This is a genomic window from Virgibacillus byunsanensis, from assembly GCF_042675965.1.
Taxonomy (GTDB): domain Bacteria; phylum Bacillota; class Bacilli; order Bacillales; family Amphibacillaceae; genus Virgibacillus_R; species Virgibacillus_R byunsanensis.
Genome location: NZ_JBHTKJ010000035.1, coordinates 1 through 23106 on the forward strand (window position 1 = coordinate 1; position 23106 = coordinate 23106).

A 23106-nucleotide genomic window follows, 5' to 3' on the forward strand; every position below is an offset into this window, starting at 1 on the left:
TAGAGTGCCTTTTCTTTTTTGGCTAGGAATTAATATCAAATTCCCCCGAGAACTATTTTACACATACAACAGTTAATTTTAAAAATAATGAATTTTTGTATTGAATTTAACTAAAATTATGTATAATGGATGTAACGGATTACAAAGTTCCATGAAGGAGGTTTTTTTATGAAATTAGGAGTTTTTACCGTATTATTTTCCGATAAAAATCTAGAGGAAATGCTTGATCATGTAGCAGCTAAGGGCATCGAGGCTGTTGAATTGGGTACGGGAGGCTACCCCGGTGACGCCCATCTCAAGGTGGATGAATTACTGGCAGATGAAGAAAAGCAGAAGGAATTTATGGAGAAAATCACAAGCAGGGGCTTAATTGTAAGCGCTTTAAGCTGTCATGCCAACCCCCTTCACCCACAAAGGAAAATCGCAGAAGAAGCTGATGCCTTATTCACCAAAACGGTGAAACTAGCTAGCAAGCTCGAAATTCCTGTCGTTAATACATTTTCTGGTTGTCCAGGAGACCATGAGAATGCAAAATATCCAAACTGGCCTATCGCAGCATGGCCAAATGATTTTCAGGAAATTTTAACATGGCAGTGGGAAGAAAAGATCATTCCTTACTGGAAGGAAAAAGCAGCATTTGCTGAAGCTCATGATATAAAAATTGGACTTGAACTTCATGGCGGATTTTCGGTACATACACCAGCAACCATGCTGCGGTTAAGAGATGCATGCGGGAAAGCTTTGGGCGCTAACCTGGATCCTAGCCACATGTGGTGGCAAGGCATTGATCCGGTTGAATCGATTAAACTATTAGGACGTGAAAATGCTATTCACCACTTCCACGCGAAGGATACCATTATAGACCAACCAAATGTGAATCGAAACGGTGTAACGGATATGACATCGTATGCAGATATGCAAAATCGGGCCTGGTATTTCCGCACGGTAGGATTTGGCCATGATGCTAAAGTATGGGCGGATATGATTAGTGCGCTTAGACTCTATGGATATGATTATGTCGTTAGTATTGAGCATGAGGATGGGCTCATGTCAATTGACGAAGGGTTTACAAAGGCGATTAGCACATTGAACCCAGTAATGGTAAAAGAATCGGTCGGGGATATGTGGTGGACGTAATTAGTTTTGGTGACAGGAAACGACATGTAAGCATCCCCAATTTTGCTTTCATCAAAAACAAATTAGTTGCACTACCATTCAGGATAAGCTAGGATCACTGTAAAATGTGCATTACTTAGGCGAATCTGAATGAAGTGAGGTAGTTATAATGAAACTTATCGGGATATCGGGAGCACTGGCTGGTGACAAAACATCTCTAGCGGTTAACGATGTGTTGGTCGCGGCTCAACTCCTGGACTCAAGCTTACAGACAGAGTTAATTGACCTTAGGGAGTATGAGGTTGAGTTTGCTGTTGGTGCCCCATTAGCAGACTATAACGAGGATACTTGGAATGTTGTTAACAAAATCTTGTCTGCCGATTTTCTGGTATTTGGCACACCAATATATCAAGCATCGATTACCGGAGCATTAAAAAACCTGCTAGACCATTTTCCGGAAAATGCCTTTAAATATAAAGTAACAGGAATGGTAGCAACAGGATGGTCTGACAAACATTTTCTAGTACCAGAATACCAATTGAAGCCCGTTCTTTCTTATTTTAAAGGATTAGTTCCAACAGGCAATGTCTTTATCCATAATGATTCCTTTAATGAGGAAAGTGAAGAAATTATCGACCGGAATGTTGCTGATAGAATTCAAAAGCTTGCCGAAGAAATGATTTATCTACAACAGGGGATTAATAATAGATAATGACTGGAAATGGAGACTTTGATGGAGAACATGGTATACCGAGAAATAAATACGGTAACATAAACACTACCTAGTCTTGTTAAGAGTTCAATTGTGAGGTGCAAAACATTGAACCGCAAGCTAAAGCTCACTATAATCGCACATAATTTCCTTTACATTAAATTGGATCGGAGTATTTCTTCAAGCCATTTTTTCTTTATAATTTCTATTGTTAAACTAAACTGAACCTTACCTACTATATATCAAGAAGTGTTACATGTTTTCAAGTTAAGTATTACTTCTTTTTCATTGTATTGTTCTGAATAAAGAATATTGATATACTTTATTAAGATTGTAATACTTTTAAAGAGGAGGTGTTTTTTTGAAAATAAGTAGGTTTTTATTAATTAACATAGCTATCGCCTTTGTATTAACTTTTGTATTCACTAATGTCGTTGGAGCGAAATCCCATGGACCTGATGTAACGAAACAACTTTCAGAGGTTCGGCAAGCTACAGCTAAATATCATGACATTGAAGCTGCCTTTAAAGACGGGTATGGAACCGATTACCATCTAGTTCCCAATATGGGTATTCATTTAACAAATAATGATTTATTAAAAAACGGCAGCAATGACCCACTAGCCCCAGAAGTTCTAGTTTACGAACCTAAAGAGAACGGTGATTATAAATTAGTAGCCGTTGAATACATGTCTCTCGGTGAAGAACGTCCATCATTATTTAATCAAGAGTTCGAAGACGGACCTTTTCCCGGTTCATTTGCTTTACATGCTTGGGTTTGGCAAGGAAATCCTGATGGTATATTTGCTTCTTTTAATCCCAATGTAGAAAATGTTAAATAATAATAATTCGTGATATCTTCAGGGGGGGGGGAAGACAAACCACCTAATTTGTATCCTTGGTGGTTTGTCAAATTTTATACTGGTGATTACCTTGGAAAAAGGTAGAAGGATGATAAGTATTCTGTGTTTATTTCCCTTTGAACTACTCACCACTTAACATCCTTACGGACTGTTTGAAGCGGGAGATTCCTAAGAACACTAGTGTATTCACCAGTTATTAATTAGGCGATCCCCGCAGTCCCTGCGGTTAGAAGTCTTATCGCTTCATGTTTAAGGTTCAAACTTGCGTTACTATCACGATCGTGATGGGTATGACATTTTGGACAATCCCATTCACGTAATCCGAGATTTTTAACGTCTTTGTTTTTATAGCCACAGCATGAACATAGCTGACTGGAAGGAAAGTTTTTTGCCACGGTCACGACCTGCTTACCGTACCATTTCGCTTTGTATTCCATCATTGTTTTGAATTGTGACCATGATACTTCGCTAATTGCTTTGGCAAGATTGTGATTCTTCAGCATGTTGGATACTGACAAGTCTTCCATTCCGATGATGTCGTGGTTTTTGACGATGTCGGTTGAAATCTTATCTAAGTAATCCTTCCTTATATTACCTATCTTTTCATGAATACGTGCTACTTTTCTTTTTGATTTATGCCAGTTTGAGCCACCCCTAGTTCGTCTACTCATGATTCTTTGTGCCTTGGTTAATTTTTCTTCTAACGTACTGAAAGTTTTCAGATTGGAGTAAGTTGTACCATTGGAAAGAATAGCAAAATCTTTTAATCCTAAATCTACACCAATCGCCAAATTTGTTTTAGGTAACTCACATACTTCTGTTTCCGTCAGTATAGACACAAAGTATTTACCTGAAGGATTGCGTCTAATCGTGGCGTTGATGATTCTCCCTTGTATTTCACGACTTTTCGCAAATCGTACTAATCCAAGTTTAGGTAGTTTGATGTATTTGTCTACAATAGCAATATTTCCATTGGTTTGTTTGGTTGTATAGGATTGTAGGGGGTTCTTTTTTGATTTAAATCGTGGGGCATTATTTTGCTTTTTGTAGTATCGTGTGTAGGCATCATTCACAAGTTCAACGGACTTTTGAAGTGCTATACTGTCCACTTCTTTCAAGAATGGATAGTGTTTCTTCAACTCACGTACTTCTTTGATCGACTTGTATGTATTGAAAAATTCGCCTTTCCAATTATTTTTAGGAAGTTGACCATTCTGAACCATTTCGGCAACAATAGACCAATAGGCATCCTTGTCTTTTTGCTTTTCTACAAAGTAGTTGTAGACGAAACGAGAACACCCAATGGTTTTGTTGATTAGTGATGTTTGCTCTTTCGTTGGGTAGATACGAAATTTATTACCTTTTTTTACCAGCAATATTTTCACCTCACCTTAACCGAATGTATGTTCTGATTATATCATAATTGAAAAGTTTTGGCTATCGCCAATCGAAATTCATCTCCCCCTTACCGCTGGACTGAAGTCCTTTACGCGCTTGAAGAGGGAGTTTTCTTTCGATAGAATGATAAAAAAACAGTAAAACATTTGTAACCTTTGAGTTTAATATTTTATAAAATTAGCTTATCCTCAAATCCTTCTTGTCCCCTTCACATTTTGAAAATCCTACAATTCTTCCATTAACTGATTTATTTACGTACGTTTCGCCCTTTTCTCTGTTAATATTTTATTCACCTTCTATCTGCAATTTTATTTTATTTCAGTCAAGTTTTTCGCATCATCCTCTTCCTCTCTAGGGATCGCACTATTTTCTCCACCTTGAGCAATGGAATCAGTTCCCCTGCCCTTTTTATTATAATATTCCTATAACAAAAAAATGAAGAAATGATAGATTGAAATGTTTTCATTACTTACAGGCTAATTCACAACCAAGTGTGTAATATTTAGTAAATTCACATAAGGGGATATGGGGATTTATGTTAAAATAAACACAAAGATTGTGAATAGATTTACTTAAAGTAACACCGCAGTTTAATGGAACAAGGAAAGAAGTTTTCTACGATACAGAATGAAATAGTGAAAGGTGATTTTTTGAGAGAGGATAATTGGATTGCATATGTTTTAATAGGGATAATAATTACATATACCATAGGGAAGATTTACTTCTTTGAAGATCGCTCCAATTATTGCAAATCAAATAAATAGTAGTGTGATAATTGGTTTGTTGATTGCTATATTATTCAAAGCTAAAAGTTTTTCATTAACGGGGGCAAGGATTGAATGAGGGGAGATGATGGCTTGAAACGTTTTCTATATTACTTTTTATGGTCAATAGTAATAATGATAATTTTGAATACAGGTGCGAAATACCAAATTATTATAAATAATCAAGTTGCTACTACCTACAACCCTATTCCTTTATATATCTATACTTCCTTATATCCGATAGTAATTGGATTACTAATAAAATTGCCGATATTAGTAGAGAATTATAAAAAAACTAAATGGTCAATTGACTGGGGGAAGTTAATAGGTATAGGATTACCTTCATTTTACATTGCTTTACTCCCTCTAATTGGACTTATGCCAGTGACAAAAGTATTCTTGTTTGATGTCGTCGTAATGATTGGTCCCTCTGTTCCAAATATAGCTGGGATAATTTTTGGTTTTTTTCTACTGGACAGTTTGAGGAACTAGAAAGCTCTTCTGCGTTTTTTCTTATTAAACTATTGGGGGCAATAACGGAGTTGTGAAAGTTTCCATTAAAGGGCCATGTTTTTGAATAGAATTTTATTTTGAGATAACTCTTTTAAAAATTGAAGCAAGTCAACACCACTGGGGAGTGTGAAAAGTAAAAAAAAGATTTTATCAATGGAGGCTTAGTTATATAGCTTTATTAGTATTTATTGGAGGAATAATTGGGAATTTGATAGCGAATCCTGATTCAATTTATATATTGGCTTAAGTGCTTAAATTTATCTTGAAACAGAAAAAGGCACTAATTAGTCTGGAGATCCGGCAATGACATTGGAGTTAAAAGCAAAACAACAATGTTTTTATCTAATTATAAGCTCTTTGAAACAGATGAAATACAGCAAGTTCAGTTTCAACACCGTTTGGATTTAATGGAAGCATTTGGAGTTAAAAAAGGAATGCGTGTACTAGAAATTGGCTGTGGACAGGGTGATACAACCGCAGCATTAGCAGACGCAGTAGGAATTGATGGGAAAGTTTTCGCCATTGATATTGCTAGTCGGGATTATGGAGCTCCGTTGACATTAGGACAAGCAACAGACAGAATCAAGCGTTCTCGATTGGGAGAGCGTATTACATTCCATTTTGAAACTGATTTTGCATCATTTGAATCAAACGAAATATTCGATGTGGCAGTGTTATCTCATAGTTCCTGGTATTTCAAAAGACCTGAAGATTTACTACATTATGTTAAGAAATTGCGTAGTATGACAACATGCATATGTTTCGCTGAGTGGGATCTAGACTATACGTACCTATCACAGCGTGTCCATTTTTGTGCAGCTTCCATTCTAGCCTTGCACTCGAAATTTGTGGGGAATGATGGAAATATACAAAACTTATTTCATGAAGAACAAATTCTAGAGTTGCTTGAGGAGGCAGGGTTTCAAAACGTAAAACAAGATATAGTCGATGCCACGTATTTACCGGATGCACAGTGGGAAAAGAGTTACACCAATAGCATTCGCAAAGACTTCGCCAACGTCCCCACGATGATACAAACCCTGGTTACCAGCTATTATGAACTCATGAATGCCTCAAATGAAAAGGAGCAGTCATTAAACAGTTTCATAATATGTGCAACGTAATTGGATGTGTTAAAAAATATCTTATTGCATGGCATCCTTTTTCATGAAGGCAGCAGTTCAATGGAACAAGAAATCAATAGTAAGGGGGGTTTAGAACTTGCAGAAAATAGTTATTTTATTATTAACGACATTAAGTATTATTGTCTTCGTATCAGGCTGTACAGAGAAAGGTTCAGTTGATACTAGTGACAAAACGGATGAGGACACCGCTACGAAACAACTTATTGAAGATAAAGATACCCAAATTAAACAATTAGAAGAGAAGAATGAGGAACTCCAAAATACATTACAACAGATTGAAACGGACTTCAACTATATGAAAGAGGAAGCTGAATATTATAATCAATTCATTGACGACATTTTAAATGATTACAGTGACGCTCAATTAAAAGATTTAGCAAAAGAATTGTGGGATTATGAGTTAGTAGTAAATGAGGCACCTGTTCCGAGAGACGGTATAATAGAAGTTCAGAAAAACACCATTGAAATTTCTATGGTACAAAAGCAACCAGCTTATGTTGTTTTGCCTAATGACATTTTCATGCAAGGAAAAATCAATGGAAATTATGATGAGCATATAAACTTTAACACGAACCCAACTGAGACATATGGAACGGATGGGACTATTGTTACAGGGATGCATTACAAATTTGTTGATGTGGAAAAAGATGCAACCATTTCATTCTCCATCACAGAGGAATTAAAGAAACGGTTAGGGTTAGATACTTCGGAGGTTACGATTAAAAATAGATAACTATTTTTTTACTGGGTGAAAGAATTAAATAAGGGTTTACAAGGATGAATAGAAATATAGGGGGAAATGGAATGATTATAGGGTTAATTATTTTTGGATTAATCATATTACTTTTAGGTTTTTTTACACCTATTGGTACTGCAAACGGTCTACTAATTTCTACGATACTACTTATTTCAGCAATTGTCCTTGCAATAATTCGCTATTTAAAAAGAAAACGATAACTAGCTTAAATATGACACTATTTCGCACCCGTTACCAGTCTTGTGGCGATGTTTATTATTTTATGCAACAAGCAATTTTGACTTCCCCCCTAACAACATAAAATTTTCGTTCTACAACTTACTTCTGTATAATTGAATATGTACAGAAAAGGCTGGCAAAAGTAATCTTAAGGAGTGGATAACATGCAAGATAATCAATTTGAGAAGATTAAAAATGGACAAGGTTTTATTGCAGCCCTTGATCAAAGTGGTGGCAGTACTCCAAAAGCATTAGCGAATTATGGTGTCTTAGAAGATGCTTATTCAAACGAAGATGAAATGTTTGATATGGTACATGAAATGCGTACACGTATTATCACGTCACCTGCTTTTGATTCTGATTATATTCTTGGTGCCATATTGTTTGAGCAAACCATGGACCGTGAGATCGAAGGCAAGTATACTGCTGATTACTTGGCTGAGAAAAAAGGTATTGTACCTTTTTTAAAAGTGGATAAAGGATTGGCAGAACCAACTAATGGGGTTCAACTAATGAAGCCTAACCCAGGTTTAGACGAATTACTTAAACGTGCAAATGAACGCCATATTTTTGGCACAAAGATGCGTTCGGTGATTAAAGAAGCTAATCCAGAAGGTATTAAAGCTGTCGTGGATCAACAATTTGAAGTGGCAAAACAAATTATAGCTGCTGGATTAGTTCCTATTATCGAACCAGAAGTAGATATTAACAGCAGCGATAAAGAAAAATCCGAAGAAATTTTAAACGGCGAGTTGCTTAGCCATCTTAATAACTTAGCTGATACAGATAATGTAATGTTAAAATTATCGATCCCGACAGTAGCAAACACGTATCAAGAGTTAATCCAACACCCACGCGTTGTTCGTGTTGTTGCACTATCTGGTGGTTATCCACGAGTGGAAGCAAACAAAAAGCTCAAGGAAAATGCCGGCTTAATCGCCAGTTTCTCCAGAGCATTAAGCGATGACTTAAATGTTAAGCAAACGGATCAAGAATTTAATGCTGCCTTAAAAGAAGCAGTAGAATCCATCTATGAAGCCTCTGTCAAAAAGTAATAGCAGTTACTATAATCCAAGTGCCAGGCACCTTAGACTATATTGAATAGTCCAAGGTGCCTGGCACTTTATTTAAAAATCCTCACGACCCTACTACACCAATTCCCACTGCAGAATTATTACACTCGAGTTTAGGCCCAATAAGCCAAAGAAATATTTAAAAGTGGATATTTATCCTTTTATTCGAGCAAGACCCGGTGGTCAAAAAATCCCCCGAACCATTAGTCCGAGGGAACATAATAAACACTTCTATATTTAGTTAAAAATCGCTAAACCCATTGAAACCAAGCTATTTTAGCTCTAGCAACGCGACCGTCTCCACATGTGCCGTCTGAGGAAACATATCCACTGGTTGAATCTCTTTAACCTTATACCCGTTCTTCACCAAATACTTCATATCACGCGCCTGCGTCTCCGGGTTACAAGACACATATACAACCCGCTTCGGCTGCAGTTTAACCACGCTAGATAAGAATGCTTCATCGCTCCCGCTTCGTGGTGGATCCAAGATAACGACATCGGCATGTTCACCGCGTGCTGCCATTTGTACCATGAACTCCCCAGCGTCACCTTGATAGAATCGGGCATTTTTTACGCCGTTTCGTTTTGAATTACGAATGGCATCGCGGACTGCACCTTTATTGAGCTCCACGCCAATGACTTTTCCAGCTTGTTCACTAGCAACCAGGCCGATTGTACCAATTCCGCAGTACGCATCAATTACGGTTTCCTCTCCAGTTAGCTCTGCCATTTTAATAGCCTTGGTATACAGTTTTTCTGTCTGAATTGGATTAATCTGGTAGAAAGATTTCGCTGAGATCTCGAACCGCATTCCACAGAGAGTGTCTGTTATGGACCCCTTGCCGAACAGTACTTTCTCCTGATTACCTAGTACCATGCTGTCACTCCTATTATTTACGTTCAGCAGAATTGTCGTGATTTCTGGATGAGAGTTTCTTAGTGCTTTCACAAAATTGTTCTTGCCCTTAAACATAGGTGATGCAGCTACTAACACCACCATAATTTCTCCGCTATTCTTGCCGACCCTTACTAGCACATGCCGTAAGAATCCTCGTCCAGTGTCTTCATTGTACGGTTGCATTTTAAAGGACTTCATCATACCCTTAATCGTTTGTATAATTTCGTCAGCTTTCGGATCGTGAATGAGGGACCCATCCATTGGTATAATCCGATGCGTATTTGGGGCGTATAGCCCACAAATAATCTCCCTCTTTTTATTTAAGCCGAATGTCATCGTATTTTTATTTCGATAATCATACGGATGGTCCATGGTTATGATAGGCTCTGGTTTTCCAAAAGTCTTCATTAATTTGTCTATGGTTTTCTGCTTAAAACGAGTTTGCGCCTCATTACTCATGTGATGAATCTGACATCCCCCACGTTCGTAATAATACCAGGATGGTGAATTCACACGGTCTTCTGAAGGTGTCATCACATGCTTCAGCTCCGTGTTAGTAAAACGCCCCTTTCGGGAAATGAGCACCTCAGCTGTTTCACCAGGTAACAGATTCTCTACCTCAAGCTCTTTACCTTCCCACTCGACAATACCTTTACCTTCAGGGGTCAAGCCTGTACAGGTTACGTTTTCGGTTACACTTTTTTTGCCACGTTGTTGCTTACCATTTGTATTTGGCTTGCCTTTAGACTTAACATTCTTAGGGCTTCCCTGTTGTCGGTGTTGTTTACCCTTCTGATTATCGAATCTATTTTGTTTCTTTCCAGTTGTTTTGTTTCCTTTATTCTTTGGCTTAGTCATAAAACCCTACCTTACTTTCCTTCTACTTTGACAGTCCATTATAAGCTACGTATTATAAGGTTAACCAGATTTACAAAATATATCTTCATTTCGACTAACAATATGTAAGCTTACCATTTTTCCCTAGTTTATCAAAGTATACTAACTACAGTTCTTGAGATCCAAAAAATTACCATAATAAATTTTTTCATCCATTTCCATTATAATATACATAGCTATTAATTTTTGTCATTACCTAGGACGGTGTTTACTTATGAAGGAAAAAACAAAGCTTCAAGAGGCGGATTTATATGAACCAATTCAGAAGCATTTTATACAAGAAGGTTATGAAGTCTACGGCGAAGTGAAAGATTGTGACATGGCAGCCATTAAAGATGATGAACTAATCATCATTGAATTGAAACGCAACTTAAGTGTGGACCTACTCATACAAGCAACAAAGAGGCTACAAATATCGGAACTTGTCTACATTGCCGTACCCAAAAAGCCCATGTACAAACCAAGATCAAAGCGTTGGAAGGATATATGTCGGTTAGTTAAAAAGTTAGAATTAGGGTTGATTCTCGTTTCATTTTCAGGAAAGCCAAAGAAGTCAGAAATCATCTTTCATCCAACTCCATATAAACCTAGGAAGAACACAGATTCAAACAAGCGTAAACGACAGGAAGTGCTCAAAGAAATCGATGGCCGAAGCGCTGATTTCAATATTGGTGGAACAAACAGAACACAAATCATGACTGCATATAGAGAAAATTGTATTCAAATTGCATGTTACCTTGAACAAGCTGGCGAACTATCTCCTAAACTATTAATCGAGATGGGAACCGGTGAAAAAACGTCATCGATTTTAACGAAAAACTATTACGGATGGTTTGATAGAATTAGAAGAGGTGTCTATGTTCTGAGTGAAAAAGGCAAGCAAGAAATGAGCGATTATCCTGATCTTCTGGCTCATTACAGAAAAGAATAAAGTTTTCCCTTATCTAAGAACCTGCTGCTCCACCACCGGCTCCTGAATTATTACGTTTGACAATCAAATTGATTCCCATAACAACTGCTATTAATCCTTCCTTTGATAGCACAAATTAGTTATTGCTCAATTCATATGCTGGTGATTGAAAGAAACTACTAACCTTTTTAAATGCAGCAATCAGGTTTCCATCTTGATCAAGTATGTCATATTCCTTGGAGAATGCCTCTGATTTAATCTCATACTCCCCCTGACGATAAGAGTGATAGACAAACTTCTTGGAAAAAAAGGCGAAACGTTGCTTTTACTTACCAATCTCCTGCTCATGATGATCCTTAACGATCCACTTTCTTGATAAAAAGGGAGAAGAACCCTTCATTACAACTTTGCCCACCACATCCAGAATATCAACACGTGAAGAAAAGGCACTTTTTAAATCAAGTGACCCTACCTTCTCCCGCTCACTATTAAAAATATCCGTTGTTCCCTTTGAAAAAAAGTTATCCGTAAAATAAATGGACTCCCCCACTATAATCCTCCTTGGTTTGTGCTGTTACATAAGGTACGTGTTGGTGGTTCATTAGGTTTCAGTTTAAAAAGCTTGCGTTAGTTTCATACTTAATGAAGCTTAGCCTCCATGTTCCCAAGCACAGATTACTGGAGGCAATTGAAACAGCATAATTACGAACATTTGTTCTGTTTTTACTGTTAATCTGAAAAGTAATGTGGTAAAATTCATATATCAACTACATAGTATAGTGGGCGGTTGGCCATCTTCCTTTATGAAGGGAGGTGGTAGAATGACGACATTCGAAGCATTAAGTCTAGTAGCGGAGTTTAGTATTTCTCTAATAGCGATACTGACACTGATTGTAACTATTGTCGTCTTTCTAGAGAAAAAGAAGTAACCGCCCCCAGATCAATGATGGCAGTTACTTCTTTGCAAAATCAACATATTGGTCAGCCGCTCTTTATGCGGACTGTAGTTGTAGGTATCAGGTAGTTGACGCTACTTGATACTTATTCTAATTATAAGTATAAGTATTTATATTTATACTGTCAATATATTTTGAGCTGGGTTTGCTACTGGAAGAAGGTGTTCGATCTGATGTTTCTACATTCGCCTTCAAAAGAACACCATATTTATAAAATTGGAAACAAGTAATCTCTATCTATTCACATTAATAAGTATTCGATTCATGAATTTATAAGGAATCAAGCAGATATTATCGCCAAAAATTCGTATATTTTGCTTTATCTTGAATATTAAATTCAATCATTTTCTCAAGCAATTCGTAATTCACCTGCTCATTCCACGGAATTCGAAACAATCCTTTGGTAGCACTGTAGCCAGCTTGTGCAATGTCATCGGCAAACTGCGCAATACCTGCTTCTTCGGGTGAAACGCTCATATGATGCTTCGCTGTAGAAAATCCGATGATATATGTGCCATGCTCAGAAAACATTGGAGTATTCCACTTGATTTGCGTCTCCAAATCAGGAAATTTATTAGTAACCCACACCAAAATTTCCTCTGTCCGTTTGCGGTGATCGGGGTTATCGATACCTGCTAAATATTTTTCAAAAACTTCCATGTTGTCCCCTCCAAAATGAAAATAATGTCACTCAGAGAATTTCTTAAATCTATTCTATATTAAACGTCTAACTAAGAGTATTCCATTATGTTTTTAAAAATAATTCTACTACTAAATGTTCGTTAATCCACAAACTGGCCAGGTTGCTAGAGGACTGCTTTTATTGAAAATCAATCAAATTAATACTACAAGTATAGCATTTAATCTCGTTCGGAATGTTAATCGTTTTTTAGAAAACTTGGCTTATCACCAAGCATTAATGGTGAAAGCCTTAGTTGCACTTATGTAGATAAGAAAGTCTTATACTTTCCTATCTACCAAAAAAATAACCATCCTGAGCCTGAGCAATCGTTTTAGGGTAGTTATTTCTTACTCTTTACGTGACCATACGAATACGACTTCTCTATTGCTCAAAATACTAAAAAATTGTATTCCATTGCAATAAATTTATGTTGGACCGATTCCTTCTTGTTAATTTTAGAAAATAATTCGATTCAGGAAGTTCCTTCTAATTCAAGAATGGCGCCTAGATTGTTGTAATTATTTTTTATTGAATAGTATGGTTGTACTGTGCAGCAAATGACTTTGTTTTGTTCTTGCTCAAAATAAGTGCTTGATTGCAGGAGATTGATATTGAAGTATTTACCTTTATACTTTAATACAATAATTCATAGGAGCATGTCAATGCAGTTACAAGTGACCAAGATAATCATTATTTAGGGTAACTAATAATTAACTATTTTTAAAAATGTCATATTCCTCGTCTTCTATTTCATTTTGAATTCTATCAAAGTCTTTTTGAACCTTGTTAACAAACTTTTGTAAAATTTTTATCCTGACTAGCTTATCTAAGTTCGGTTCTAATAGAAGTAATGAAGAGGTGATTTGCATAAGTGAAATTGCTGTTAATTGTCCGGGGATTGATAATCCATAATTGCTAGGTCCAAATATTGCACCAATCTTTCCCCCTGGGTGATCTTTTATAAAACCTAAGCTGTTATAAAGCCCAGTAGGACTAGTATGTATTTGATAATTAGACTGCTGATAATATATATTAAGTGTATCTAATTCAGCTAACCTTTCTAAATCCCCAAAGAATATTTTATGTTTATTTGGAAGTAAAGGTTTAACCCAAGAATACGGTTTTCTAAAATTTTCACCATATGTATTTAGTACTTTTTGGTATTCTTTCTTTATAGAATAATATTCTTCCGAGCATTTATCTCTATTTATTTTAATGTATTCTTTATAGTTTTCTATAATTGAGTAATCATAAAATCTTTGTATTAGTTCTTCTGTGAACCTTTCATCTGAATATTTTGATGTAAGAATTCTAAAAAATACACTTGTCTCATGAATACTTCTCCATCTTGATATAGCACCATCTGCGTATCCGGATTTAAGAAGTAAATATATCTCTTTACCATTAACTACTGATTTGGCAAAAAGCTTAATTAATACATCAAATGAAATTGGAATTTTTATAACCTGTTTACTATTATGGTTGTTCTTTTCTAAATAGTCGTCAATGATATCCATTCCTGTTTCTTCAGCAATTTGGATTATTGCATAAAGATTGTGAAATGCTTCCATCCATCGTCTCTGTAATCTTGACTCAAATTCTAACTCAAGTAATCTATTATCCTCAATCATTGTTGATTTTATATTGTTAAGAGATGAAAAAATGGGTTCTGTATACTTCTCTAGAGATTCATCGGAGTATATTCCCTCTATAATTTCTTCTAATTTTTTATCGTCAATAACTTCACCTTTTTCAAGCTTCTCTTTTAATGACTCTTCTAGTACACTGTTAAACATTTTATTTAAAATATTTATACTCATATTTTTACCTCTCTTAACTTTAATATGATTAAAATACACAAAATATCACATACATGATAATTACTTTCAAATATACACTATTGTGATTGCTATATACATATGAGGTGCCTGACACTCAATTTTCTAGTAATTAAAACACCTTTTCTAGCTCTTTGGCCTTCGATAGATCTATTTGAACAACAAAAAAATAACTAATTTCATACCTGTACCTCTCATTGTTCTATTTCGACAGTAAATGTTAAATCCCTCCAAATAATTGAAATACTATCCTCTTTAACACAGCTGATATCCGAAGTAATGGTAGTTCTGTTCAGGATAAATGGAGGATTGGGTGCCTGACTGATTACAGCCACCAGAATGTATCCCCTTTGCCGTGTTTTGTACCACTAGTTGCCACGAGATTTACTGCTTGCAGTCAAAGTATTTTACCAGAAGAAACTTTAGAGATATCAAATAATAAAGCCTAATCCTCTTATTTTGACCGAGAAATTAGGCTTTTGGCTTTCCACAATGTCGCCTGATTGCGGACTATTATCTTTTATTGCATAGTATCGTTGTACTGTGCAGCAGAACAATTTGTGTTTTCTATTCTAAAAAGCAATTCACTCCCTCTTAGAGATGACTTTTTCTTTAACTATCGAATAAATGAATGAATAAGTAAATCAAGGGCTTAAGTTTTATTCTTCAGAGCTATTCAAAAATAGCTCATCTCCATATTATAGAGATGAGCCTAATTATGAAACTTTTCTTTTATAATAACGCAATGAGATTCCACTATTTTATGATGGTTTGCTAATAACCTCGGTTCCTATATCAACCGTTTTGCCAATTAAACTAACTCCTCGGAAGCCGCGAAGGTTATTAGCAGGGTAAAGATTGTTAACATTGTCATCGCTATCATCTCCTTATCATCTTTAGAGAGCGACTCCCATGTAGTCGCCATAGCAATTGAAAGGGTATTAGCGATAAATACACCAATAATCCAATAACTGCTACTAAGGGCAATGTTCAATGATTTGGCGAGGAGTACGGGATTCGAACCCGCAACTGCGGCATACTTATTCAAGTATATGATAATTATAGGCAAGCTTACTTATAATGTCAAAATTCTATATGCAATTTTTGATGTAGTGGAGATGTATTAATTTCTAACGGTCGTTAGATTATAATCTTGAATATTTAATGCTTCAAACAATGTTTTAAAATTGTACACCGTCTCGTCCATAAGTTCAATTTCCTTGTTTACTACTTTATCGTGAAATTCTTTTGCGGCTAACTTCTTCGACGAACTAGAACCATCGTATGGGGTACTCAATTGTTTAGAGTCATCTTCAGAAATTAACGACTCAATTGTCTGTGGGTTGCTCACCATTTTCTCCTTAACTACTTCTTCGTTACAACATACGAATAAAATTTTATCTTCTAGAGTCTCATCCAGTTTATTGACTAAAACATCGTATTCTTTGTAACCAGCTTTATCATAGTCTAATAAAATCTTAAATTCACATCCCCAGCCAAATAAAATTGAAACAATTCTATTGATATTACTAACACCTGCTGATGGAATGATATTTGGGGCGCTATCAATCCCCAAATAATTTATCATAGCATTCATATACATATAATCTGTAATCCCCTCGGTAATGAGATTATTTTTACTAGATGGTCCTATATTAAACTTTAAATCCGCTCCAATAGCTTGCACCAAAGGAGATAGAGTTTCCATTTTTGAGTCATTTGATAAATTCTGATTATAAGCACTCTTAAATATTTTTGTATCACCTTCCTCGACTTTTTCAATAGCCCTAACATTAGTTATGTCTTTACTGTCTATCATGTATGGAGAATGTGTAGTATATATTACCTGATTTTCCCTTTCTGCTAGTCTGGAAAATAATTCTAGGAGTTGCTTTTGAGCATTAACATGTAAATATACGCCTGGTTCATCTAGCAAATAAACTAAAGATGAATTTTTATGCTCACGAGAAAGAACATCAACAAATATGCTTATGTACCAACGCAATCCATTACTTCTTTCGCTTAGGTTCATTGCCTTATCATCAGTTAATATATATATTTTAAAGACACGACTCTCAAATTCTATTTGAAATTCAATTTTCTCTTGATTATAAAATTCATTAAACTCCGCTTCAATATTATTCTTAATTTTTCTTACAATCCTATTTCGAACAGTCTTCCTATTACCATCTATAGGGTCTTCGAATGCATCCACTATTTCATGTTCAGTAATACCTGCTGCTATAAGGAATCTATAAAAGATATGGTTTGTATCCTTAAAAATATCCTTTATATCATCATATTTATAACTTGCTTCTAATTGCGGGTATTGTTCACGGTAATACATACTAGGTAAAAGAGAATAATGTTTTGCAAGACAATTATCAATAATCTCAATTTTATCAATCAAGTCTTCCTTGCTTTTATAAGCATTGGTTATCCAACTCTTTAAATGACCTAATTTAGCACTATGATTTATATAAACATGTGAAGTTATGACCTTCAAACCATTCATATAATCTTGCACTGATTTAATACGTTTAGATTCATTTCCCCAAACACTTCTAATATTCAATTCCAGAACATCATTAATAGCTTCCATTAACAATTCATCATCTTTCACTAATTCAGACAATCCACCTTCAATCTTAATCGTTGTATTGTCTATGAAACTTAATGATGTATTTGCTTGACTTACTTCAAATTGATTCAATTCACTTTGATAGTATTCCAAATGAACTATGATAGAAACTTCTCCAGAAGCTCCTCTATTTTTATTACTAAGGTAATTAGGACTTAGTGGTCTATTAAATGATAATTTGCCTATAGCCTCTAAAATATTACTCTTACCGGACTCATTCTTTCCGATTAGGGCAGTAACTTTTGGGTCTACAGATAAGAAATTATCTTTCGATCCTATTGACTTATAGTTATTAATATTAAAACTTGTTACCTTCACTAAGACCACTCCAATGCTCTATAAATTTTTTTTACTGTTTGCCAACTTCTTACATAGCTAAAATTTTTATCTGGTGTCATATTTTTAAATTGACTATGATAAAAAATCTTCCTCTAACTTTTTTTGAATTTTTTTCATCTTATCATACTCTGGATCTTGCTTAATTAGAGTAATTGTTAAATACTGTATGCCAATCACAATTTGCCTTAGCTGCTCAACATGGCGCTCGAAACGCCTTTCTTGAATTGTTTCTCCACGATTAACATGTGCAACATACTCATTTCGAATCATTCCCATATTTTTAATAATCGCATCGAAGTATTGTTTTTGGTTTCTAAAGAAAGCTGACCGTTCATCGGCATTCATTTTCATTATTCTTTCGTTTGGAAATAGTCTAGTTGTGCGTATTGCTGGGAAAATGGCAAGCATCTCCTTAATCGTATCCACATTATCTTGCTGAGACAAAACTTCTAAGCAGTGCCAAAGCTTTAATAACTTATCACCATAAAATGAAGCTTCAAGGTGGTCCCTATAATATCTCAAAGATAGTATCAATCGCTTTTTTAAGTTATGATCATCTGGTATGGTTTCTAAATTGTATACTAAATTCTTGTAGGTTTCCTTTTTAATTTCCACAGCACGTTCATTAAGAGGAGGTTGGAAAGTCGCTTCAAAACCATTTTTGCCATAATGAATAGTACCTGAAGTCATATCTTCCACATCGTATAGTCCCTCATATTCAGTGAATTTATTTGGGACTCTATATTGATCTGCAAAGTGAATAATATCCAGATAACTATTCCATTGCTGTTCTAACTGAAAGTATGCAAATTGAATATCACGGGGCGAGTTAAGCTTTAAAAATTTAACCCAAAGTTGTTGTGGGTGATTCTTTTTAATATCAGCAACTAAATGCTCATTATCGTAAAAATAATTTTCAACTTCACTATTTTTAAGTATCTTAAGTCCATTGACTTCTGACCACAATTCTTTATCATGAAATCCAGGAAAACATGGAACAAACCACTCTATCTTATAATCCTTTTTTGTAAAACTTGAAAGGAACATTGAAAAAATTTGATTAAACTCAGTATCATTGACCACAAAATATTCTCGTAATGCATCGGAAACATTCAATCCATTTGTTTCACGTGATAAATACAAATATAAATTAACAATTATTTGTTCAGAATCCTGATTATGATGCAAGGCAGAAGTACCCTTGCCCGTTTCTAATGTATAGCGCTCATTCAACTGATTTAAATATTCCACTAACGTTTTAATAGAGTCTATTTTACAAAAAGATTCATAATCGCTTCTTACTTGTTGTTCAAGATAGTCCTTAAAATGTTTTTCATCAAAATTTGCAGGTAGCCCCATTTGTTCGAACATTATCTTATCCCTAATTTGATTATAATAAAACTCAGTGTATCGTTCGATCTTATCCTCACTACTTAGTTTATTTGAAATGACTTTGCTGTTTGTAAAAAAAAGGTCTGTATATACTGCATTAATTAACTGCTTTATTTGTTCCTTAACAAAGCCCTCTGAAAAAGAGTTCTTGGCCTCAACTCTACTCCCAAAAAGCTCAAACCTCGCAATCTGCTCTTCATACTCTTCCAACTCTTTGTATAACTCGTCCTTTTTGTAGCCATTCATAGAAAAAGTCTTGTATGTACTTGCTGCAAAGTAGAATAATGTTTCTAGTATTTCACTAACTACATTAGTATCTAGAACTGAAAAATCAAAAACATTTTTAATCTCTAAAGTATTCTTTAACGTTTCCTGTAATTCCATCAGCCTTTGAGCATGAACATGGTAAAAACGTTGCTCAAAATCTGTTTGACTTAATTGATTGCACAAATCATGATATAAAGTTGTTACCAACCCCTTATTAAATACTACTCTAAACTTAGATTCAGAAGTATAATTCATAGTATAAATACCTCCTCTCAGCCACTTAATTTTCTTATCCTAACGTTCTCTTTATTAAATAAGTTGCCGATTTAAGTTAGTAGTGACAACTAATTATTCCTACCTTATTTTACCACATTCTTATTCTTATTGACTTTTATACAAACGCAAAAAAGCCCACCTCCCTAAAATGAAGATGAGCCTCATTAGACTCGACGTTAATTTAATGAAACCCATCCTAAGGGGGTTCTCAAACTAACGGCGTTTATTGCGCAGTATAAGTCTACTACGTAATACAAGAGTTACTCCACAATCGCGCCCTTAGTTGAAGAAAGAATGTTAAACAACAAAAGTAGCATACGAAACGACGTATGCTACTTTTGTTGTTTAACCATCTGTAATTTTTTTTGCCCTAATCAGCGTGCTTTTGGATATCCCTGTCAATGCTGTTAAAAATCGTGTCTATGACAACAGGGGAAAACGTAAATAAAAAAATTATTAAATAGTAAAAACCTTTTCTTTTCAATTTCCTTCCTTACTCCTTTCATTAGACGAAATAGAGAAATTATTCGCATAAATATCCTAAGACTTATAGACACGACAGAAGATTTTTAGTAGTATAAATTTAAGGAAAAATAAAGGACATATTCCTTAAATAAACGATAGAAACAATTTAGTACATGAACTTCTTAACATTTAGCTTTAAATATATTCGGTTTGGAACTTCTGAACAGTTGAAAAATATGCAAGGGAGAGGTGCTTAAACTTAATTATTAAATTAACGCTAATTAACAAGTGGGATATTTTCTTCTACCGTTTGAGAGGTGAATAAAAGTGCTTATAAAAATAGGTGTGATAGGTCCAGAAGAATCAATGACTCGGATTTTACAGGTGTCTAAGGAATTTAAGGATATTGAACTTATTCCATTTACTTATCAAGAAGTAAGCGAAATTACAGACATCGTTACGAACAATGATTTAATTGTGGATCAATGGTTATTCTCAGGAATCATGAATTATTCATTTGCTGTAGACAAGAAACTAATAAAGGAAAATGAGGGGAATTTCCCGCCCTTACACGGGTCAAGCTTTTTCGGAGTATTAATGGAAGCACAATTAAATGAGCGCAATATTTTTGATAAAATAAGTATCGATACCATTACGAATGATGAAGTCTCTAAGATTCTATCGTTTTATAACTTGAATTCGTTGCAATATTATAATGCACCGTATGAAGGATATAATCAGATGTCAAAATTAGAGAAATTTCACAAATCGTTATATAAATCGAATAAAACACAATTAGCTATTACTTCCATAAAATCTACTTACGAGAAATTAAAAAAAGATGGAGTCTTAGTGTACAGACTTACCCCTTCTTTTTTGGCGGTTAAATCAACGATTCAGCTCTTAGGAGAAAGAGCACAAGCAAATCATTACGAAAATCTTCAAATGGCCGTTATAGGTTGCAAGATAATCAATGATTTTGATAGAAATGAACCTTATGAATTGTTCAAATGGAGGCATCATGAAGTAGATATAAAAAAACACTTGTTATATTTAACTGAAAATATGAATGGTTCGTTTGTTGATGTAGGTGATGGACTATATTTTATATTTACGACTAAAGGAGAATTTGGGAATAATGCTGAGAATGATTTATTTAAACTAATGAATGATTTTAAAGTTAGGGATAATTTAACAATTGGTGTTGCTATTGGATATGGAGAGACTGTCTCTCATGCCGAACAGAATGTTAGATTTGGGTTGAGTCAATTTAGCATAGACGACAAAGCTTCCATACTCGTCATTGATGATCAATATTCGATTACTAAGAAATTTCAGAATCAAGAAGGCCCTTTTTTAAATAACAAAGCCATCGACCAAGAATTAATGACCAAGTTTGGTGAAGGGGTGGTAAGTTATCGGGATGTTAGGAGGATCATTACCTATTCGCATAATTATAGTAAAAAAGAGTTCACCTCGCAGGATGTTTCGCGATGGTTACAAAGTACAGAAAGAAATGGGAGAAGAATTTTAGCCGAGTTAGAAAATGCTAAAGTGATCGAGAAATGCGGAACCGTTCATTTAAAACAAAGAGGAAGACCGAAAAATGTATACCAATTTGTTGATAGTCTCTCATTTTTGCGGGTAGTAGAGAAGTGATAATATCGATTAATAAAAAAACTGAAAAGAGGTGTTTTCGGATTGAATCAATTAGGTTTATGGATCAAAGAGAAATTATGTGAACTAAATCTTACAGAGTCAATGAATACTCCAGAAGGTTTCACACGGTTAGGGTATACAAACGAAGAATTCGCTGCTCACCGTCATTTTATCAACATAGCCCGTGAATTGGGGTTAACAACCTACCAGGATAAGGCAGGAAATCAATGGGCTGTATGGACGGTTGACACAAAAGCACCTACCATTGCAATGGGTTCGCATCTTGATACAGTTCATAATGGTGGTGGTTATGATGGTGTGGTTGGGGTATTATGTGCATTGGCGTCGATAAAATTGTTAAAAGAAAAACATTTTAAGCCTAAAAAGAACATAGCAGTTATCTGCTTTATTTCGGAAGAATCTGCGCGTTTTGGCATATCAACCATTGGAAGTAAGGCGATAGTTGGGACATTAGAAAAGCAGAAATTAGCTGATATTACCGATAACGAGGGCATTACAATAAAGAAAGCTGTAGAAGATATGGGGCTAAAATGGGAGCAAATCGATCAAGCAGAACTCCAGAAAAGTGAATTAGATCAGTTTCTTGAGTTGCATATCGAGCAGGGTAAGCAACTGCAAGAAAATAATACAGCTATTGGTATTGTAAAAGGAATTGCTTGTCCAATCCGATTACTGGTAAAAGTTTCTGGTGTGGCAAACCATACAGGCACAACACCAATGAATCAACGATCAGATGCATTCGTAGCAGCAGCTCCACTAGTAAGTTACATTAATGACGAAGCGTTAAAAGTTAATGACACGGAAACATCTCAACTTGTAGCAACCGTTAGCACATTTAAGCTAATGCCAAATGCAATGAGTATTATCCCCGGAGAAGTAGAGCTAGGAATTGATATCCGGAGTGTAGATGACGAATTAAAGCGAGCGTTTGCAAATCGAATTAAAAAATACTGTTTAGAGATAGAGAGGAAACATAATGTATCGATCAGTATAACGACTTTAGTGGATAATCAGTCGGTCCTTCTTGATAATGCTTTAAACGACAAGTTAATTAACATTTGTAACGAGCTAGGGGTTAAAACGAGAGTGATGGATAGTGGAGCAGGACATGATGTAATGAATATGGCTCGTAAATGGCCTGTTGGGTTAATTTTCATCCCATGTAAAGATGGTATTAGTCATCAGCCGGATGAGTATGCAACAATTGATAATTTGATAAACGGAACCATCGTTTTAGAAAAATATCTTCAACTAGAAGCGTGAAAAAATAGTTGGTTAAAAGAATAGTAATTGGTTTTAATTA

The 23106-nt window shown here is 35.1% G+C and carries 20 protein-coding genes; 13 read left to right on the forward strand and 7 right to left on the reverse strand.

Annotated elements, in window-relative coordinates; translation table 11 throughout:
• Positions 1–168 precede the first annotated feature (168 nt).
• The 3 genes from ACFQ3N_RS13045 (at position 169) to ACFQ3N_RS13055 (ending at position 2669) form a co-directional block, all read left to right on the forward strand.
• A complete protein-coding gene (locus ACFQ3N_RS13045) occupies positions 169–1137 on the forward strand; it encodes a sugar phosphate isomerase/epimerase family protein (RefSeq protein WP_390362972.1) in 969 nt (322 codons plus the stop codon).
• Positions 1138–1285: 148 nt separating this feature from the next.
• On the forward strand, positions 1286–1828 hold the full coding sequence (locus tag ACFQ3N_RS13050) for an NADPH-dependent FMN reductase (RefSeq protein ID WP_390362973.1): 543 nt from the start codon (positions 1286–1288) through the stop codon (positions 1826–1828).
• Positions 1829–2189: 361 nt separating this feature from the next.
• On the forward strand, positions 2190–2669 hold the full coding sequence (locus tag ACFQ3N_RS13055) for a hypothetical protein (RefSeq protein ID WP_390362974.1): 480 nt from the start codon (positions 2190–2192) through the stop codon (positions 2667–2669).
• 221 nt (positions 2670–2890) lie between these two features.
• Here ACFQ3N_RS13055 and tnpB read toward each other — a convergent pair whose 3' ends face one another.
• Positions 2891–4066, reverse strand: a complete 1176-nt coding sequence (tnpB, locus tag ACFQ3N_RS13060) for an IS200/IS605 family element RNA-guided endonuclease TnpB (RefSeq protein ID WP_390362975.1) — start codon at positions 4064–4066, stop codon at positions 2891–2893.
• 879 nt (positions 4067–4945) lie between these two features.
• On the opposite strand from tnpB, the gene ACFQ3N_RS13065 reads away from it, so the two are divergent.
• From ACFQ3N_RS13065 to ACFQ3N_RS13085, 5 genes are all read left to right on the forward strand, one after another.
• Positions 4946–5344, forward strand: coding sequence for a hypothetical protein (locus ACFQ3N_RS13065; RefSeq protein ID WP_390362976.1), 399 nt, complete (start codon positions 4946–4948; stop codon positions 5342–5344).
• Positions 5345–5697: 353 nt separating this feature from the next.
• Complete coding sequence (locus ACFQ3N_RS13070; RefSeq protein ID WP_390362977.1) at positions 5698–6489, forward strand: class I SAM-dependent methyltransferase; 792 nt, start codon at positions 5698–5700, stop codon at positions 6487–6489.
• Positions 6490–6586: 97 nt separating this feature from the next.
• Positions 6587–7243 carry a hypothetical protein gene (locus ACFQ3N_RS13075; protein WP_390362978.1) on the forward strand — a complete coding sequence of 219 codons (657 nt, stop codon included), beginning with the start codon at positions 6587–6589 and terminating at the stop codon, positions 7241–7243.
• Positions 7244–7314: 71 nt separating this feature from the next.
• Positions 7315–7467, forward strand: a complete 153-nt coding sequence (locus ACFQ3N_RS13080; protein WP_390362979.1) for a hypothetical protein — start codon at positions 7315–7317, stop codon at positions 7465–7467.
• Between the two features lie 183 nt (positions 7468–7650).
• Entirely contained in the window at positions 7651–8541 is an 891-nt protein-coding gene (locus tag ACFQ3N_RS13085) for a fructose bisphosphate aldolase (protein WP_390362980.1), read from the forward strand.
• Positions 8542–8830: 289 nt separating this feature from the next.
• Here the strand turns inward: ACFQ3N_RS13085 and rlmD are convergent, their stop codons facing one another.
• Complete coding sequence (gene rlmD / locus ACFQ3N_RS13090; protein WP_390362981.1) at positions 8831–10318, reverse strand: 23S rRNA (uracil(1939)-C(5))-methyltransferase RlmD; 1488 nt, start codon at positions 10316–10318, stop codon at positions 8831–8833.
• Between the two features lie 253 nt (positions 10319–10571).
• Here rlmD and ACFQ3N_RS13095 point away from each other — a divergent pair, with 253 nt between their 5' ends.
• Complete coding sequence (locus tag ACFQ3N_RS13095; RefSeq protein ID WP_390362982.1) at positions 10572–11288, forward strand: DUF2161 domain-containing phosphodiesterase; 717 nt, start codon at positions 10572–10574, stop codon at positions 11286–11288.
• Between the two features lie 304 nt (positions 11289–11592).
• On the opposite strand, the gene ACFQ3N_RS13100 is transcribed toward ACFQ3N_RS13095, so the two are convergent.
• Complete coding sequence (locus ACFQ3N_RS13100; RefSeq protein WP_390362983.1) at positions 11593–11817, reverse strand: hypothetical protein; 225 nt, start codon at positions 11815–11817, stop codon at positions 11593–11595.
• A 271-nt stretch (positions 11818–12088) separates the two neighbouring features.
• Here ACFQ3N_RS13100 and ACFQ3N_RS13105 point away from each other — a divergent pair, with 271 nt between their 5' ends.
• Complete coding sequence (locus ACFQ3N_RS13105) at positions 12089–12196, forward strand: putative holin-like toxin (protein WP_390362984.1); 108 nt, start codon at positions 12089–12091, stop codon at positions 12194–12196.
• A 318-nt stretch (positions 12197–12514) separates the two neighbouring features.
• On the opposite strand, the gene ACFQ3N_RS13110 is transcribed toward ACFQ3N_RS13105, so the two are convergent.
• Positions 12515–12883, reverse strand: coding sequence for an iron chaperone (locus ACFQ3N_RS13110; RefSeq protein WP_390362985.1), 369 nt, complete (start codon positions 12881–12883; stop codon positions 12515–12517).
• 115 nt (positions 12884–12998) lie between these two features.
• Here ACFQ3N_RS13110 and ACFQ3N_RS13115 point away from each other — a divergent pair, with 115 nt between their 5' ends.
• Complete coding sequence (locus ACFQ3N_RS13115) at positions 12999–13172, forward strand: hypothetical protein (protein ID WP_390362986.1); 174 nt, start codon at positions 12999–13001, stop codon at positions 13170–13172.
• Positions 13173–13615: 443 nt separating this feature from the next.
• Here ACFQ3N_RS13115 and ACFQ3N_RS13120 read toward each other — a convergent pair whose 3' ends face one another.
• The 3 genes from ACFQ3N_RS13120 to ACFQ3N_RS13130 all read right to left on the reverse strand — a co-directional run bounded on the left by ACFQ3N_RS13120 (position 13616) and on the right by ACFQ3N_RS13130 (position 19637).
• On the reverse strand, positions 13616–14725 hold the full coding sequence (locus ACFQ3N_RS13120) for a DUF5677 domain-containing protein (protein ID WP_390362987.1): 1110 nt from the start codon (positions 14723–14725) through the stop codon (positions 13616–13618).
• A gap of 1141 nt (positions 14726–15866) precedes the next feature.
• On the reverse strand, positions 15867–17702 hold the full coding sequence (locus ACFQ3N_RS13125) for an AAA family ATPase (protein ID WP_390362988.1): 1836 nt from the start codon (positions 17700–17702) through the stop codon (positions 15867–15869).
• Between the two features lie 93 nt (positions 17703–17795).
• Positions 17796–19637 (reverse strand): hypothetical protein, encoded by a 1842-nt coding sequence (locus tag ACFQ3N_RS13130; protein ID WP_390362989.1) that lies wholly within the window; start codon positions 19635–19637, stop codon positions 17796–17798.
• 813 nt (positions 19638–20450) lie between these two features.
• On the opposite strand from ACFQ3N_RS13130, the gene ACFQ3N_RS13135 reads away from it, so the two are divergent.
• Together ACFQ3N_RS13135 and ACFQ3N_RS13140 are read left to right on the forward strand one after the other, a co-directional pair.
• Positions 20451–21782, forward strand: coding sequence for a hypothetical protein (locus ACFQ3N_RS13135; RefSeq protein ID WP_390362990.1), 1332 nt, complete (start codon positions 20451–20453; stop codon positions 21780–21782).
• A 42-nt stretch (positions 21783–21824) separates the two neighbouring features.
• Positions 21825–23066: a M20 family metallo-hydrolase gene (locus ACFQ3N_RS13140; RefSeq protein WP_390362991.1), complete on the forward strand. Its 1242-nt coding sequence runs from the start codon at positions 21825–21827 to the stop codon at positions 23064–23066.
• Positions 23067–23106: the final 40 nt, after the last annotated feature.

What these genes read in the sequence shown, in the direction of transcription:
- ACFQ3N_RS13045 (WP_390362972.1), top strand. Translation starts at nt 169, where the DNA reads ATGAAATTAGGAGTTTTTACCGTATTATTTTCCGATAAAAATCTAGAG.
- ACFQ3N_RS13050 (WP_390362973.1), top strand. Translation starts at nt 1,286, where the DNA reads ATGAAACTTATCGGGATATCGGGAGCACTGGCTGGTGACAAAACATCT.
- ACFQ3N_RS13070 (WP_390362977.1), top strand. Translation starts at nt 5,698, where the DNA reads ATGTTTTTATCTAATTATAAGCTCTTTGAAACAGATGAAATACAGCAA.
- ACFQ3N_RS13080 (WP_390362979.1), top strand. Translation starts at nt 7,315, where the DNA reads ATGATTATAGGGTTAATTATTTTTGGATTAATCATATTACTTTTAGGT.
- ACFQ3N_RS13085 (WP_390362980.1), top strand. Translation starts at nt 7,651, where the DNA reads ATGCAAGATAATCAATTTGAGAAGATTAAAAATGGACAAGGTTTTATT.
- rlmD (WP_390362981.1), bottom strand. Translation starts at nt 10,318, where the DNA reads ATGACTAAGCCAAAGAATAAAGGAAACAAAACAACTGGAAAGAAACAA.
- ACFQ3N_RS13095 (WP_390362982.1), top strand. Translation starts at nt 10,572, where the DNA reads ATGAAGGAAAAAACAAAGCTTCAAGAGGCGGATTTATATGAACCAATT.
- ACFQ3N_RS13105 (WP_390362984.1), top strand. Translation starts at nt 12,089, where the DNA reads ATGACGACATTCGAAGCATTAAGTCTAGTAGCGGAGTTTAGTATTTCT.
- ACFQ3N_RS13110 (WP_390362985.1), bottom strand. Translation starts at nt 12,883, where the DNA reads ATGGAAGTTTTTGAAAAATATTTAGCAGGTATCGATAACCCCGATCAC.
- ACFQ3N_RS13115 (WP_390362986.1), top strand. Translation starts at nt 12,999, where the DNA reads ATGTTCGTTAATCCACAAACTGGCCAGGTTGCTAGAGGACTGCTTTTA.
- ACFQ3N_RS13120 (WP_390362987.1), bottom strand. Translation starts at nt 14,725, where the DNA reads ATGAGTATAAATATTTTAAATAAAATGTTTAACAGTGTACTAGAAGAG.
- ACFQ3N_RS13130 (WP_390362989.1), bottom strand. Translation starts at nt 19,637, where the DNA reads ATGAATTATACTTCTGAATCTAAGTTTAGAGTAGTATTTAATAAGGGG.